Origin of the sequence: Halobacteriovorax sp. XZX-3 (genome assembly GCF_043196495.1) — a bacterium.
Classification (GTDB): domain Bacteria; phylum Bdellovibrionota; class Bacteriovoracia; order Bacteriovoracales; family Bacteriovoracaceae; genus Halobacteriovorax_A.
On sequence record NZ_JBEBMO010000002.1, the window covers coordinates 963,106 to 979,105 of the forward strand.

At 37.3% G+C, this 16,000-nt stretch carries 14 protein-coding genes; 6 read left to right on the plus strand and 8 right to left on the minus strand.

Annotated elements, in window-relative coordinates; translation table 11 throughout:
* Nucleotides 1–207 precede the first annotated feature (207 nt).
* From ABMA70_RS15210 to guaA, 4 genes are all read left to right on the plus strand, one after another.
* Nucleotides 208–927 (plus strand): tol-pal system YbgF family protein, encoded by a 720-nt coding sequence (locus ABMA70_RS15210; protein WP_103219163.1) that lies wholly within the window; start codon nucleotides 208–210, stop codon nucleotides 925–927.
* Nucleotides 893–2,179 (plus strand): hypothetical protein, encoded by a 1,287-nt coding sequence (locus ABMA70_RS15215; protein ID WP_103219164.1) that lies wholly within the window; start codon nucleotides 893–895, stop codon nucleotides 2,177–2,179. Before ABMA70_RS15210 ends, ABMA70_RS15215 begins: the two co-directional genes overlap by 35 nt.
* 91 nt (nucleotides 2,180–2,270) lie before the next feature.
* A complete protein-coding gene (guaB, locus tag ABMA70_RS15220; protein ID WP_103219165.1) occupies nucleotides 2,271–3,749 on the plus strand; it encodes an IMP dehydrogenase in 1,479 nt (492 codons plus the stop codon).
* Between the two features lie 19 nt (nucleotides 3,750–3,768).
* A complete protein-coding gene (guaA, locus tag ABMA70_RS15225; RefSeq protein ID WP_103219166.1) occupies nucleotides 3,769–5,322 on the plus strand; it encodes a glutamine-hydrolyzing GMP synthase in 1,554 nt (517 codons plus the stop codon).
* 360 nt (nucleotides 5,323–5,682) lie between these two features.
* Here the strand turns inward: guaA and ABMA70_RS15230 are convergent, their stop codons facing one another.
* The 8 genes from ABMA70_RS15230 to ABMA70_RS15265 form a co-directional block, all read right to left on the minus strand.
* Entirely contained in the window at nucleotides 5,683–6,030 is a 348-nt protein-coding gene (locus ABMA70_RS15230) for a hypothetical protein (RefSeq protein ID WP_103219168.1), read from the minus strand.
* Between the two features lie 296 nt (nucleotides 6,031–6,326).
* Nucleotides 6,327–7,238, minus strand: a complete 912-nt coding sequence (locus ABMA70_RS15235) for a hypothetical protein (RefSeq protein ID WP_103219169.1) — start codon at nucleotides 7,236–7,238, stop codon at nucleotides 6,327–6,329.
* 121 nt (nucleotides 7,239–7,359) lie between these two features.
* A complete protein-coding gene (locus ABMA70_RS15240) occupies nucleotides 7,360–8,436 on the minus strand; it encodes a hypothetical protein (protein ID WP_392992374.1) in 1,077 nt (358 codons plus the stop codon).
* Nucleotides 8,433–9,263: a TIGR02147 family protein gene (locus tag ABMA70_RS15245; protein ID WP_392992373.1), complete on the minus strand. Its 831-nt coding sequence runs from the start codon at nucleotides 9,261–9,263 to the stop codon at nucleotides 8,433–8,435. Before ABMA70_RS15245 ends, ABMA70_RS15240 begins: the two co-directional genes overlap by 4 nt.
* 34 nt (nucleotides 9,264–9,297) lie before the next feature.
* The gene (locus ABMA70_RS15250; protein WP_392992371.1) at nucleotides 9,298–9,813 is read right to left on the minus strand and encodes a hypothetical protein; all 516 of its coding nucleotides are present in this window, start codon (nucleotides 9,811–9,813) and stop codon (nucleotides 9,298–9,300) included.
* A gap of 13 nt (nucleotides 9,814–9,826) precedes the next feature.
* Nucleotides 9,827–10,471, minus strand: a complete 645-nt coding sequence (locus ABMA70_RS15255; RefSeq protein ID WP_392992370.1) for a hypothetical protein — start codon at nucleotides 10,469–10,471, stop codon at nucleotides 9,827–9,829.
* 26 nt (nucleotides 10,472–10,497) lie between these two features.
* Entirely contained in the window at nucleotides 10,498–11,127 is a 630-nt protein-coding gene (locus ABMA70_RS15260) for a hypothetical protein (protein WP_392992369.1), read from the minus strand.
* A gap of 134 nt (nucleotides 11,128–11,261) precedes the next feature.
* The gene (locus tag ABMA70_RS15265) at nucleotides 11,262–11,735 is read right to left on the minus strand and encodes a CBS domain-containing protein (protein ID WP_392992367.1); all 474 of its coding nucleotides are present in this window, start codon (nucleotides 11,733–11,735) and stop codon (nucleotides 11,262–11,264) included.
* 97 nt (nucleotides 11,736–11,832) lie between these two features.
* Between ABMA70_RS15265 and ABMA70_RS15270 the strand changes: the two genes are divergently transcribed.
* Entirely contained in the window at nucleotides 11,833–12,270 is a 438-nt protein-coding gene (locus tag ABMA70_RS15270; RefSeq protein WP_392992365.1) for a YqaA family protein, read from the plus strand.
* Nucleotides 12,271–12,348: 78 nt separating this feature from the next.
* Nucleotides 12,349–15,969, plus strand: coding sequence for a DNA polymerase III subunit alpha (gene dnaE, locus ABMA70_RS15275; RefSeq protein WP_103219177.1), 3,621 nt, complete (start codon nucleotides 12,349–12,351; stop codon nucleotides 15,967–15,969).
* Nucleotides 15,970–16,000 lie beyond the last annotated feature (31 nt).

Consider the following 16,000-nt stretch of genomic DNA (forward strand, 5'->3'; position numbering starts at 1 on the left):
CTTAGCGGTATTATACGCTAAAGCATGACGCTAAATCTAGGAATTGACAAAGATTTGACGATAAAAGCTTCTCTCTTAACATTGTGAATGAATATTAACATTCTACCTTGTAACTCCTTAAAAATACGTAGTCGCAAATTTTGCTAAATATTTTAGTCCATTATCCGAAAAGAAGAGCGAAGAGGTACTAATAACGAGGAAAAAAAAGTGAAAACCGTTAATTCTTTATTCTTTGGACTTGCATTGATGTCGCTAACATCGTGTAGCTATGTGGAGCATTTTGAAAAACGCGCCCAGGCCATTAACGAGTTAGAGGACAAGATTCTAGTTTTATCAAAAGAAAATCAAGAGATGAACAATAAGCTTATGCAAGCTAATTACAAAATCAAAACTCTTGAAAGTAAGAATTATTATCTCGAAACACAATTAAAAGATAAAGCTCCTAAAAAGGAGAGTTATACAAAGAGAACAATTGCAAGTGTCGCACGCGTCGATAGTAACGACCTCGTTAAGTACGATGTGTATAAGTGGGATGCAAAAGAGATGGTCTCAATTGCACAAAAAGAATTTGATTCTAAGAATTACGAAAAGAGTGCGCAGTTTTTTAATGCATACACAAAGAACTTTCCAAACTCAAAAGAGCTTGATGCTGACTTCTTATTTCAAGCAGGTGTAGCAAGTTATGAGTCAGGAAAACACTATGATTGGAGTGAGAAATATTTCACTTATCTTACTAAGAAGTATCCAACATCAAAATACTACCTAGGTGCAAAATTATGGCTAGGTATGAGTTATTTAAAACAAAATCGTAAAGACGAATTCTTTGCAGTCGTTGAAGAATTTAGAAAGAAATATAGAAACACTCCTGAATGGAATATCCTAAGTGGGCACTATGAGAAAATCGTACAGAAATATAAAAAGAACTAGTCTGCTAATCTTAGCATTCATCTCGACTTTTTTTACAGTTGCTCTTGGTGCCGAAACGGCAAAATCTCCAAGGGCCGTTGTTGCAAGAGTGCAGGGGAATGTTTTTGTAACTAGTAATCAACAAACAAAGAAGTTAGATGCAGGAAGCTACATCTATGACTTTGACGATATTTTTACTGAAGTAGGCGCTGAACTTGTTTTTAGAGATTACTTTGATCACGAGTATCATGTTTCAGGTTCAAGTTATGTCTCAATGCTTAATAAAATAGTTGAGCTTAAGTCTGGATATATCTGGGTAAAGTCTATTGAAAATACTGATGATAAGTTTCAACTTCAAACTGTTAATGCGACAATTTCGTACGATAGTGGAGAGTATATTGCTTCTTATGATCCAGAAAATGGAAAGACTCAAATTTTAAGTATTACAGGTACTCATACAATTAATAATAATGTTTATGAGTTTATGAAAGAACAGGTTGGCCCTGGCCGCTTTTCTTTTGTGAAAGAAGATTATGAAAATGGTGCTCCAAGAGTTCCGACACCTATTTCTTCTAGCGCTTATGAAGCTGTGACTTCTTTATTTCCTGCAGTTAAACCGATGAATGAACGCACTCTTGTTGCTAGAGCACCAAGGCATAAAGACAATAAGATTTCGCAAGAGCTATATACAAAGACTCCTAAAAGATCGACAGCTTCTGTTACTCTTAGAGAAGATATGAGGGTTTCTAATAAGCCTGGTGAAATTGTTGTAAGACAATCTCAAACAGTTAAGTCTCGTCGAGAGATTGCTTCTGTTGGAGTAGAAGGTGGGGCAAGAGCAACTCGACTTGAGCAATTCTATGAAGAAAAACTTAAGGAAATGGCAAAAGAGTCACCTAAGAAGAAAGCTTTTAAGAAGTTTAAGCCAGACTACACAACTAAATCTGATGTAGAAGTTAATGTATACGGGCCAAATACTAGGGTTCCTGCTTCTGAAGAAAAGGCTCCTACTCAAATGAAAAAAGAGCGTGAGTATGAGAGGGAAGCTCCACAAGAAGGAGTACGTCCAGAGCGTAAGTTTAGGCCAGAGAAGCCTCAGTCTTTAAGAAATCCTGCATCTGTACCTTCACCTGTTGATGAAGAATTTAAAAATGATGTATTTGAGACATCTTTGAGAAAAGAGTATTTAGGTCAACAAAAGCATAGCGATGCTGTAAACAGTCTAATTAATGATCTTGAGAGTTATAGTCAGGATTACAAAGAAGCCTACTAAGAAAAATTCCCGGTATTATAAAAAAATGATCTCAGTTAAAATATAAGCAACTATTTGCTTATATTTTAACTATTTAGATGGGATCAGTCTTATGTCTATTGCACAAATTCCTCAGGCCCTTACTTATGATGATGTCTTAATTAAACCAGGATATTCAGAAGTATTGCCTGGAGATGTTTCTTTAAAAACAAAGTTTTCTCGTAATATTGCTTTAAATATTCCAATCGTTTCGGCGGCCATGGACACTGTAACAGAGTCTAAGACTGCAATTGTTATGGCCCAACAGGGTGGTATTGGTGTTATTCACAAGAATATGTCTCCTGAAGATCAAGCGTGGGAAGTTGAGAAGGTAAAGAAGTTCGAGTCAGGCGTTGTTCTAAATCCAATTACAGTTAATCCTGAAATGCATTTAGAAGAAGTCATAAGGCTGACGAGTAAAAATAAGATTACAGGGGTTTTAGTTGTTGATTCTGAAAACTATCTCGTAGGAATTCTTACTAGTCGTGATATTCGTTTCGAACATAATCTGAATCAAAAAGTTAAAGATATCATGACTCCAAAAGATAAGCTTGTTGCAGCTCTGGAGGGGATTGATCTCGATGAGGCCCAGAAAATTCTTCATAAGAATAGAATTGAGAAGCTTCCAATTATTTGTAAGGATGGAAAGCTTAAAGGTCTAATTACAATCAAAGATATTTTAAAGCGTATCAACTTTCCTAACTCGAACAAGGATGCATTAGGACGTCTTAGAGTTGCCGCTGCTATTGGCGTAGGTGATAAAGAGGTTGAGCGTGCAAAGCATCTTATTGCTGCTGGTGTTGATTGTATCATTATTGATACAGCACATGGTCACTCAAAAGGTGTCATCGGTATGGTTAAAACAGTAAGAGGGCTTATTTCTAAAGATCAAAGTGTTGATATTATCGCAGGAAATATTGCAACACCTGAAGCATGTCTCGCTCTAATCGATGCTGGTGTTGATGGTGTAAAAGTAGGAATAGGTCCAGGATCAATTTGTACAACTCGTGTTGTTGCAGGAATTGGAGTTCCTCAACTTTCTGCAGTTATGGATTGTGCTGATGTTTGTTTTAAGGCAGGGATCCCATTTATTGCAGACGGTGGAATTAAATACTCTGGTGATATCGTTAAAGCACTTGCTGCAGGGGCCAGTTGTGTCATGCTTGGTTCAATGTTTGCAGGGTGTGATGAAACACCTGGAGAGATGGTTTTATATCAAGGTCGTACTTATAAAGTTTACCGTGGTATGGGCTCACTTGGAGCAATGAAGCTTGGTTCAAAAGATCGCTACGGACAAGGTGATGTAGATGATCAAAAATTAGTTCCAGAAGGTATTGAAGGGCAAGTTCCATATAGAGGAAGCCTTGCTTCAAATATCTACCAATTAAATGGTGGTATTAGAAGTGGTATGGGCTATATCGGTGCTTCAACAATTGTAGAAATGCAAGAGAAGGCCCAATTCGTAAAGATTACGGCAGCTTCACTTAAAGAGAGTCATCCACATGACATCATGATTACGAAAGAAGCACCAAATTATCAAATTGAAAAATAAAAAATAGGAATAATAAAATATGAGTGCAAGACAAATATGGATCGTGGACTTTGGTTCACAGTACACACAATTAATTACAAGAAAATCACGTGAGCTCGGTTACTCAAGTGAGATCATCACAGTAAAGAAGGCCCGCGAACTTTTTAGCGAAGGAAAGAAGCCAAATGCTCTTGTTCTTTCTGGTGGACCTCAATCAGTATTTGAAGATGAAACAAATTATGACTTTGTTTTTGAAAATGAGAAACTTCCTATCCTAGGTGTGTGCTACGGAATGCAGCTAATGGGGAAGTACTTTGGTGGTGTTGTTGAGAAGGGAACAATCGGTGAATACGGTCATGCTAAGATTCATTTAATTAATGGATTCAAAATGGATGGAGTTCCTGAAGAAGTAAACGTTTGGATGTCTCACTCTGATCATATATCAAAACTTCCTGAAAATTTTAATCTTGTCATGGAATCAGGAAACGGTCTTGTTTCTGCAATTGAGCATACAACACGTCCAATGATGGGATTACAATTTCACCCTGAAGTTGAACATAGTGAACATGGAAAGGATATTTTAAATCATTTCTTTAAAGATATCGCAAAACTTGAAAAAGATTGGGATGCGACTGAAATGCTTGAAGAGGCCAAAGAGCTTGTGCGTGGAATTGAAAAATCAAAAGTTCTATGTGCTTTCTCTGGTGGAGTTGACTCACTTGTTGCTGCTCAACTTTCTCACGAAGTAATTGGAGATAATCTGTACTGTTTCTTCGTTGACCACGGACTTCTACGTCCACAAGATTACCAGCATATTGAAACATTAAAAGAGAAAACTCAGCTTAATATTGAAGTGATCGACGTTAAGGCAGAGTTTATGGCAAACTTAGAAGGTAAGTCTGATCCTGAAGATAAGCGTAAGGCCATTGGAAAAACTTTCATTGATATCTTTGAAATGAAAGTAAAAGAATACCAAGAAAATCACGGCATTAATTTTGAATACCTTCTACAAGGTACTTTATATCCAGATGTCATTGAATCAATCTCTCCCCATGAAGAAGATGGTAAGTCAGTAACGATTAAGTCTCACCACAATGTTGGAGGACTTCCTGAGAGAATGAATTTAAAACTTCTTGAGCCTCTTCGTTACCTATTTAAAGACGAAGTGAGAAAGATGGGAGAAGAGCTTGGTCTTGAACATAGTTGGGTTCACCGTCATCCATTCCCTGGGCCAGGAATCGGAATTCGCGTTCTTGGTGAATTAACTGAAACTCGTATTGCTCAGGTACAACAAAGTGACCAAATCCTTTTTGAAGAATTACATAAGCACAATCTCTATGAATCAACTTGGCAGGCACTGACTGTTTTACTTCCTGTAAAAACAGTTGGAGTAAAAGGTGATGGCCGTGCCTACGAAGAAGTTATTTGTCTTCGCATGGTTAACTCAAGTGATGGGATGACTGCGACGTGGACAGATATGCCACACGCTTTCTTATCTCGTGTTTCAAATCGCATCACTAATGAGGTTAAGGGTATCACTCGTGTGGTTTATGACATCACGTCTAAACCTCCTGGCACTATTGAATGGGAATAGCCGCGGTCATCTTGGCAAAGCCAAGATTTGACGCGGCTATAGCGCCCCACCATTTGGAATGAATCAATACTTCAACAGGCCGACGTTTATGTCGGCCTTGTTGCCTCAGGCGCAATGGGAAGGTCTACGAATAAGTTATGGTACGCGCCACCTTTTCGAGATTTAAATGGTTTAGATTATTATTTCTTTCGAACTCATCATCAATCTATTTCAAAATCAAGATTCTTTAAGAATAACTAATTTCAAACGGATTAAGGTATTAGCATATTTAATATGGGATTGAAATTTGAGCTTCAACATAGATATTTAGAGCAGAAAAACTAGATAACTATGTTGAATCTCGTAAAGGTGGCGCGTACCTTACTGAGTACAAACAAGCTTATAAACAGTTGCCCCATTTACGCTTGCTAGCTCAAAACGATTATTTTGATCAAAGGTTGCTGTTGAAACAATTCCTTTCGTGTAATCAGGACCAAATGTAATCTTAGCGACAAATTGTTCCTTATCGTACTTTGTGAAAACGAAGTAGGCTTCGTCGATATCCGCGTGAATTTTTGCATCAGTATACTCAAATGCATTTTCTAGTTTGATTTCTTTAAGTTGAGACTGTCCTCTGTCGTCCAAATATCTTTTTGAACCGATACAATCCATTGACAGGGCAGAAGATGCCAAAAGTAATGCTAACGTGATTTTTGCGATCTTTTTCATTTGAACTCCTTACCCCTAAGTTAATTAATAGGAAATTCTAGTGAAGAAATGCTATCAACGCAAAATATTGTGCTCAATAGTTAGAAAGTGTTAGATTTTTGTCGACTTAAGTTACTGAATTAACTTTAAAAGGTCCTTACTGAATGCATTAGACATGAGGGCCGAGAATAAGAAGATAAAGAATGTTGCAAAGACTTGTTTGATGAATTTCTTTTCCATATCGAAATCTTACTGGATTTTAATATTTGAAAATACTTTTTTAATAATTGCCTAGGTAGTGTTCAGCTTTATTTTTATTACTGTGCAAAAAGGTTAAGCTGATCAAGGCGTGATTCATGCTTAGAGAAAATTGTCTCAACAGAGTGCTCATGAACTTCGCGTTTTTCAAAGCCATTGTCATAAGTTTGAATAACGAAGAAAGACATACGTGGAAATTTTGCTTTTAGCTCTTTCATCGCATCTGTAATGAGATCGATATTTCCAGCATCATCATCACTCATTCCAAAGCGGTGATAATCTGAGTATCCGTATTTTTGAATAGCAAGTTCAACTGATTCGATAATGGCCTTGTACTTAAGTTCAGGCACATTATAATCCTCATCACGTCCACCAAGTCGTACACGAGTTTCTGGATTTGAAACAGCATAGACAGTGTGAAAGTTTGGCATATTTGGTAGGTGACCTTCGTTATAGATAACTTCGATCCCTTGCTTAATTGTATCTTCTCTGTGACCACGAGCTGTAATAATTGAAACTGGTCTTTGATTATAAGTTGCATGATAGAAGTGATTCCAGCTCGGAGCTTTCCAAGTTGAATCACTTCTTTCAAGTGCATCCTGGATATCTGTGATAAGTGATTGCTTTCTTCCGGTTAGTCGTTGAGTAAGCGAAAGATCTGAATCGCGGAAATTTCTAAAAGTTCCCGTCTCATCATCGAAATCCATGTGATAATTTGCGTAAGGTCCTTCTTTTCCAATGATCTTATTATGAGCAGCAAATTCGTGAGAAGAAAGAAGCTTCTCTTCGCCTGTCTCATTGTGAAAGATAATGATTGGAGTTGAAAGGAAAACGACATTGTCGTCGAAATCGAAGAAATAGAAAGACTTTCCACCAAGGTGGAAATTGCGATCGTTTTCGCGCGGAAGCTCAAAGTTAAACTCGAGCTGTTCCTTGTTTTTAGGTGATTTTTTCTTACGATTAAAAACCATGGTTTCTCTTTTCTATTTCTAACGAAAATACTTTTTATGGCGTATATTCGCAGAAGTTGTGGTCGTGTTCAAGAAAAGAGCTTAGTATCTGCAATATTTACAGATACTAAGTTATTGAAATCTAGTAACAATTAGAGTCGTTTAAAAGGTTGATCGTTGCAGAAATCTGCATTTTTAAGTCACTGCTATTAGATACGATCCAGTTATTTGATAGGGATGATAGGCTTTGTTCGATACCTGTGCAAATCATCCAGTCATCAGAGGCAATGCTAATTGCGCTTAATAAATTATCAGTATAATTTTGAATTACTTCTCGGCCGTCTTCATTTAATTCAAAATTAGACATTCTAATTTTAAAATTTAGGTCTCTTAGAAGAATTAGGCCAATGCTACTTAGATTTTTATAATTGGCGCTTCCAGTTATCTGCCCATAAGAGAGAGTATCAATCATAGGAATAATTGTTCTTAAAAGCTTATAGTCAGATCTTAGATTTTGTAGCTTTTCTTGGTCAGAAGAGTTTTCGTAAAGCATTTTTGAAAGTTTTAAATTAAGAGTAATCAGTGGAGCTAAATCAATCGTATTATATTTTTCTAGTGCAGAGTTTGCGACATTAAAATAGCCGAGCTCTTCTTGAATACTCTTTGAATTAAATGAACGAAGTTGTGTGTTTTCCACAATGTCAAAAGATTGCTTGGCCCACTTCATTTTGAATTTGCCATAACCTAAGATATCTTGTTTTACTAAGACTTTTGTTGAATAAACATAATTATCATCATTAATACCTTGTGCTCTTAGGAGTTCATGGAGAACCATAATATTTGCAAGGCGTGAGTTCTTAAAGATTGTATTCCAGTGAAGCTCTGGTATATCGTCACCAACGTATAGTGTGATCTTTCCTGGCTCACCAATAGCACTTACAGGATTTCCTAGGTTATCAATTAGGATTTCCTTTGATGTGCTAATCGTTTTAATATTTAAATGGGCCCTAAGAAAAATAGGTGTGATAAGAACGTCACTGATCGATTTAAATCCTTCTTGATAATAGTCAATAATACCGTTTCCAGTGCTAATAAAACGAAGCCTAATTGTATCACCGCCATTTCCTACACCTGATCCACCTTCTCGAAGAACGGGACGTTCAGCTGCTTGTATTGATAGTGTCAAAAAAGATAGTGCTAAAATTAAAAGTACTCTCATTGGTCAACCTTATGTGAAATAGCAAAGAAGTTAATTGCTAAGTGATATAATTGATTTCCTTCAAAGTCCTTTTCGATAAATTTTTGAGAAAATTCCTCTCTGAATTTTCTTAGTTCTTCCTTCGCCCTTGGAAGATTTTCTGCATTAATACCAAAAGTGAAGCCAGAAAATTCTCGCTCTTGCACATCTTGTTTTTCAACGGCCTCTTTTGCAAGTTCTGCAATATTCTTGTGGTATTCCTGCTTAGCAAGGTTTGGAATATCATTTGTTGTAAAGACTGTGCCATGGGCCTTGCGGTAGCTTCCATCTTTAAGAGTCAGCATCTGAAGCTTTGTCAGTAGCTCAACGCTTTTTCTAATTTCAGAAAGAGGGTAGTTATGTATTAATAATTTTTGAATCTTAATAGGTGTCAGCTCATCTTCAATTAAGCAAAATAATTCAAGAATGAAGAAGTTAAGTGGATTACGAATGAGCTCATAACTATCAACTTCATAGACTTCTAGTGTTTCATTATTTCTTTGAATTGAACTTAGATAAAATAGTCTTTCTTCTTCAGACTTTGCGGTCCCAAGTTTTACTAGCTTTTCAAAGTATTCAGCTTCATCTGCCTCAAGTTTTAAGTCCTTGGCAAGAGTCATGATATACTTACTTGGAAGATTGCGTTTTCCGTTTAGAACTTGGTGTAGCTGAGAATGAGAAGTGATTCCTAGCTTTTGGGCCCAAGATCTAATTGAGAAATTTGGGTTAAGCTCTTTCTTCTTAAGCCATGTGTCTCGCAGAAAGAGAGAAGCATTCACGTAGTTGTAAATCTCTACAGAATGCTTCATATTTAAATGTGGATTTGTTTCTTGAGTTTGCAATTTATTTAAGTTTTAGATCAAGTCCGTACTGTAGGTCCCAAGTACATTCAGTACCATGGTTCCCATTTGATTGTTTTGTCATATCCTGTGGAATAACGATTTGAACGTTCTTACCATTAAATGTCAGTGTTCCGATATTTAGGTTTTGCAGATATTCTTCTTTGTTGCGATAAAGATCATATCCTCCAAATCCATCTTCTTCACCAATGAATTTCATTCCCAAACCAGCGCACTTTTTCTTGTCTTGAGATGTGATGAAAAGAGTGATTCGTCCTGTACTCGATTTTGTAATGTCGGCATTGAATCTTATATTAAATGTCTTATTCTTCCATTCGTTTTCTAAGTTTAGACATAGTAAGTTGTCCCAGTTGCATTCAAGGGCCCTAAATGCATAATACCTAAGTTGAACTTTCTTTGTCCCTTTGTAAGATCCAGCGATTGTTTTTTCTTTCTTTGCAAATGCTGTGGATGATAAAAATAGTGTCGAAAGTAGAATTGTCATTAATATATTTTTCATATTTGATTCCTATTTATTTCTTTAAAGTAAGACCTAGGCCATGTTCAAAATTCCAAGTGCATGTATCTCCATTTCGTCCTTTTGAGTAGAGCTTAATGCCTCTTGCAATTGATAGTTCAATTTCCTTGCCTGAATATAGAACATTTCCAAGTTCTACGTTATTTAGGTATGCTTCTTGATCCTTATAAAGTCTATAACCACCGAAGCCATCAGATTCACCGATCACTTTCATAGAAATTCCTGCACATTTCTTTTTTCCTTCTGACTTGAGTGCTAAAGTGATTCTTTGAGTATTCGTTTCAAAAATCTTTGCTTCAAATTTGGCCTTTATTGATCTTGTATTTGTTACATTTCCTGCACAATTTGCAACTCTTGCTCCCTCAATGGCCAAAATTGGAATTGCTATAAATGGTACGGCCAGAGTTCCTGTTCCAACAATAACTGCACCAACACCTGTTCCAAGAAGATGATAAAACCAAAATTCATGATGTTTGTAGTTCGAACATCTGCTATATAAATTAATTCCAGTATAAGTTAGAGCAACTCGTTGGCTCCCTTTGTATTCGCCACTAATTCCATCATCTTTTGCGCCAAATAGTGCATATGAGTTAAAGCATAGTAGTGTAGTTAAAATTAATGACATTAATTGTTTTTTCATAAATATCTCCCAACATGAAGCTGTGACTAATAGTCACAGCTACCGTTTCTCATAATTCTATATGCGCTTAGAATATTTCTTCTCTTAGTCATGACATCATTTGTAAGTAGAACAAAAGTTAAGCTCTTTTTTGCACATTCATAATTTCTTGAGAATGTACTATCTTCGATTAAGTTAATTGCAAGTTCAGCTGCGCGATCAAGTACGGCCATTTCGATAGCATCGTTCTTTGATCTTTCACCTTCAGTGATTCCTCTAGAAAGAATGTCTTGTACATACTCTCTATGATTTCCATAACACCAAAGACATAGTTTTCTTGAAAGTCTGTCATGAAATTTATTAAGATCACCAATTGCATCTCTTAAGTGTCTTCTTAGAAAAAGCACCTTATGCTCTGGCGATTGATAAATTTCAGTACCTTCAATTGCACTTGCAAGTGTAGTGTAGAAGTAGAAGAAATTCTTTTTTGGAGTGCTATCAAGAACAAAGTGTGAAGCAGATAAAAGGATTTCTAATTCCTCTTCATAAGTCACACTTTCAAAGCCTGATACAATTGCGTTCTCTAAAATAAAACTCGTATCTTTACACCACTTACTAACTTCTGCGCTTGCTGTAAGTGCTAAAAATGTACAAATAAAAACTAATAACTTTCTCATTGAATACCTCCCATCAATTTTCCAATGGGGGAGTTCTATCGAGTAAAGCGTCAAAGTTGAACGCATTTGTACACAAACTGTATCAAAAATGTAAACAGCTCATTTGAATGTCAGTAAGATTTATGTAGTCAGGACTACCAGTTGGTTCCTTTCATATTGTGAATCACTTCAAAAACAGTCGTTCTTTCAATGATTCCAACTACTTTCTCGTTCTCTACAACAGGAAATGCATGGAAAGGATAGTGGAGAAAGAGTTCAACGATGAAGGTGAGGTTGGACTTTGAAGGAATGGTTACAACATTCTCGCTCATATAGTGTTCAACGAGTGAAGAACGGTGGTTGTAGTATTTCGCATCGAGGCTATATTTGAGGCAGTCTTTTTGTGAGAGGAATCCTACTATATTGTTAAGTTCATCGACGACAGGAAGTCCTGTAATATTATGCTTGATGAAATATTCTCCTGCTTCCTGCATATCCATTGTATTTTGTAAGGGTGCAAGGTCCTTGATGACACGATTAATGATATTGTAGCTGGAAGTGAAATGTTCATCTTTTTCTCTTTGTCTTGGCGCTTTATCTCTTTCGATAGGTGGAGTGTAGTTAACCATTATGCATCCCTTTTTTGTTTAAACCTATCTCAAATTGTATTGTTAAAAGTTGAAAAGATTTTGATTAAATGTAGAGAAATCATCATAATAATTAATAATGGAATTCATTCAAGACTATGGCATCGTAGGGCTTTTCTTTATAAGCTTTGCCGCCGCAACCATTCTCCCATTCAGCTCTGAAGCATTCTTATTTGGTGCTGTAAAAGCAGGACTTTCAAGAATTGATATTTTCTGGGCCGCAAGCCTAGGAAATTTTCTTGGAGGGGTAAGCTGCTTTTATCTTGGTCACTTGGGCAAGATAAGCTGGTGTGAAAGATACTTAAAAATTAGTAAAGAACAGATCGTACGTTGGCAAAATCTTATTCAGCGCTTTGGGCCGGCCCTTGCTTTTTTGACATGGCTTCCCATCGTTGGTGATCCCTTGGCCGTAGCACTCGGCTACTTTCGTTGTCGCCCTGCGTATGTTTTCTTATCGATGTATATCGGCAAAGCGTTGCGTTATGTCTTTGTAATTTGGTTAGCAAATAAGCTCTAAGAATATGACAAAACGCCTTGAAAATGGGATACTTAAATAGCACGACACACTGATTAAATAAGACATTTTGAGGACTCCATGGAACAAGATAGTAACGTCGAATCTAGCGAAACGAAATCACTAAAAGAAACTCACCCAGATAGCTTTGTACACCTTCACTTACATACACAGTATTCACTACTGGATGGAGCGATTCGTTTAAAGGATTTAATTCCACAGGCAAAGGAATTAGGTGTTCCGGCAATTGCACAAACTGACCATGGGAATATGTTTGGTGCTATTGATTTTTACACTCGCTGTAAAGCTGCAGGGATAAAACCAATACTAGGTTCAGAAATTTACTTCACACCTGGGTCACGCTTTGATCGTCGTGCGGCCAAGAAGTCTGCTAGTGTTAGTTCACAGGATGCTGAAGAGTCTTCAAGACAAATTCACCATTTGATTCTTCTTGCAAAGAATAATACTGGTTACCAAAACTTATGTAAGCTCCTTTCAAAAGCTTATCTTGAAGGTTTTTACTATAAGCCACGTGCAGACGTGGAACTTCTTCGCGAATATAGCGAAGGGTTGATTTGTACGACAGCATGTCTTAAAGGTGAGGTTGGTTATAACTTCTTTACTGGACAAGATGAGCGTGCCATTCGTGCAATTGAAAAATTAAGAGATATCTTTGGTCCTGATGACTTCTATCTTGAGATTCAAGAAAATGGAATTCCTGAGCAGAGAATTGTAAACGAGAAAGTTATCGACTTTGCAAAGAAGAACGATATCAAACTAGTTGCAACAAATGATTCGCACTATATGACACCTGAGGATGCGACAGCTCAAGAAGTCCTTCTTTGTATTCAAACAGGAAAGACATACGCTGACGAAAATAGAATGCGTATGACGTCGCAAGAATTTTATTACAAGTCACCTGAAGAGATGAGAGCTGCATTTCACTATGCTCCTGAAGCTTGTGATAACACTCTTGAAATTGCAGATAAGTGTAATGTTGAACTTTCGTGGACTGATGAAAAAGGAAATCAAATTTATCATCTTCCAGACTATGAAATTGATACAGATGAAACTCTTGAAGAATACTTTGATCGTGTAACAAAAGAAGGTCTTCAAGCACGTTTTGATGGACCGCAATTTAGAAATATTGTTAACCAACCGGATTGGGAAGAGCAGAAACCAAAGTATTACGAGCGTCTTCAATATGAGATGGATCTTATTAAGCAGATGGGATTCGTTGGATACTTCCTTATCGTTGCTGACTTCATTCAGTGGTCAAAAGATAATGGGATTCCGGTAGGTCCTGGACGTGGTTCTGGAGCTGGTTCTCTTGTTGCTTATGCTTTAACAATTACCAATATTAACCCTCTACCATACAACCTACTTTTTGAGCGTTTCATTAACCCTGAGCGTATCTCGATGCCAGACTTTGACGTCGACTTCTGCCAGGCGGGACGTCAGCGAGTTATTGAGTACGTAACGCAAAAGTACGGTGAAGATAAGGTAGGGCAGATTATCACTTTTGGTAAGCTTCAGGCCAAGGCCGTTGTAAAAGACGTTGCTCGTGTTTATGACTTAACATTTGCTGAAGCCAATATGATATCAAAACTGATTCCTGATGAAATTGGAATCACATTAGATAAAGCAATTGAAATGGAGCCAAAGCTTCAGGAGCTTATTGAAACTGATCCTAAGATTCGCCAAATCTTCACTATTTCAAAAAGGCTTGAAGGACTTTATCGCCACGCTGGTATTCACGCGGCCGGAGTAATCATTACCTCTGAACCGCTTGTAAACTATTGTCCACTTTTTAAAGGGGCAAAAGGTGAAAAGGTTGTTCAATTTGATAAGGACTTCTCTGAGCTAATTGGACTTGTAAAATTCGACTTCCTTGGACTTAAAACTCTAACGGTAATTGATTACGCTTCTGATTTTATTAAGCGTGACTACGATCCAAATTTTGATATTGAAGCAATCGATTACGAAGATAAGAAGGTATATGACCTGGTTTCTGAAGGGGATACAATTGGTGTTTTCCAGCTGGAATCTTCTGGGATGCAGGATCTTTGTCGTCGTATTTCACCGGATACCCTTGATGATATTACTGCCATTAACGCTCTTTATCGTCCAGGTCCTATGGGATCGGGAATGCACGATGAATTCGTTGAAATCAAGCACGGGCGCAAAGAAGAAAGTTATCCATTCGAATCTCTTAAGCCAATCCTAAACGATACATACGGAATCATTATCTACCAAGAGCAGGTTATGAACATCGCCCGTATTATTGCTGGATATTCTCTTGGTCAAGCGGATATGCTCCGTAAGGCGATGGGGAAAAAGAAAATTTCGGAGATGGAAAGACACAAGCAGATCTTCCTCGATGGTGCAAAAGAGAGAAATTACGATTTAAAAATTGCTGAGACTCTCTATGATCAGATGGCGAAATTTGCGGAATATGGTTTCAACAAGTCTCACGCCGTTGCCTATTCATATATTGCGTATCAAACAGCATACTTAAAAACTTATTATCCGCCAGAGTTCTATGCAGGACTCCTGAGTACGGAACTTTCAAATACAGATAAGATCACAACAATCATTAACGATGCAAGAAATCATGATATTCAAGTTCTTGCTCCTTGTGTGAATGAGTCGCTTTGGCTATTTAACGTTGTTGATGGAAACCTGCGCTTTGGTATGGGTGCCATTAAAGGTGTTGGTGAAGGTGGTGTTGAAGAGATGATCCGTGAAAGAACGGAGAATGGCCCATTCGTTGGCTTCATTGACTTCTGTGAAAGAGTAAATCTTAAGAATGTTAACAAGCGTGTTATTGAATCACTTATTCGCGTAGGTGCTTTTGATGGTTGTGAAACAAATCTTAATCGTCGAACAATGCTTGAGAATATGGAAATGGTTGTGGCCTACGCGCAAAAGCGCCAAAGAGAAAAAGAGATGGGACAAACGAATCTCTTTGATATGGCCGAGGCAACAGAAGATACTGGTGCTAATCAGCTTGATATTCAATTTGTTGCTGACTGGGATGACCGTGAAAAACTTTTATATGAAGCAGAGCTAATTGGGGTTTATGTTTCAGGTCACCCGCTAGATCGTTACCAAGGTGTTATTGAACAAATGGCCTCGATGCCAATTGGACAAATCCAAGATATCGATGGAACTTCAAAGAGAGATATGGTTCTTGCGGGGATGATCGTTGAGAGAAAAAATATCATGACGAAGAAAGGGGATCGCATGTGTTTTGCTACCCTAGAAGATTTGTCAGGTAAAATTGAATGTATCATTTTTCCAAAAACATTCGTTCAATACGAAGAGATCCTTGCTACTGATGACCCAATCATTATGACTGGACAGGTAAATTTGGCCGAGGAACCGCGAAAATTCTTCCCTTCAAAGATTCAAAAGCTCAAGGAGCAGGCGGAGGAAAGGGTATCTTCTGTTCGTTTGAATGTTCCAATGACATCTCTAAATGAGGGACGTCTAAACCGTCTTAAGCAGACGATTTTAGGTCACAGAGGAACAGTTCCACTACATATTATTTTTGAACATGATTCAGGTAGAGCAAGAATGCCACTTGGAAATGACTATCTGGTAAACCCAACACCACAAATGGCAGCAAAAATTAATGAGATTTTTGATGCTGATGCGGTGAAGTTTATTATTGATGGAAAAATCAGCGATGTAGGGTAAAATACTTAAAGATATTTTTTAATCTAGGGAT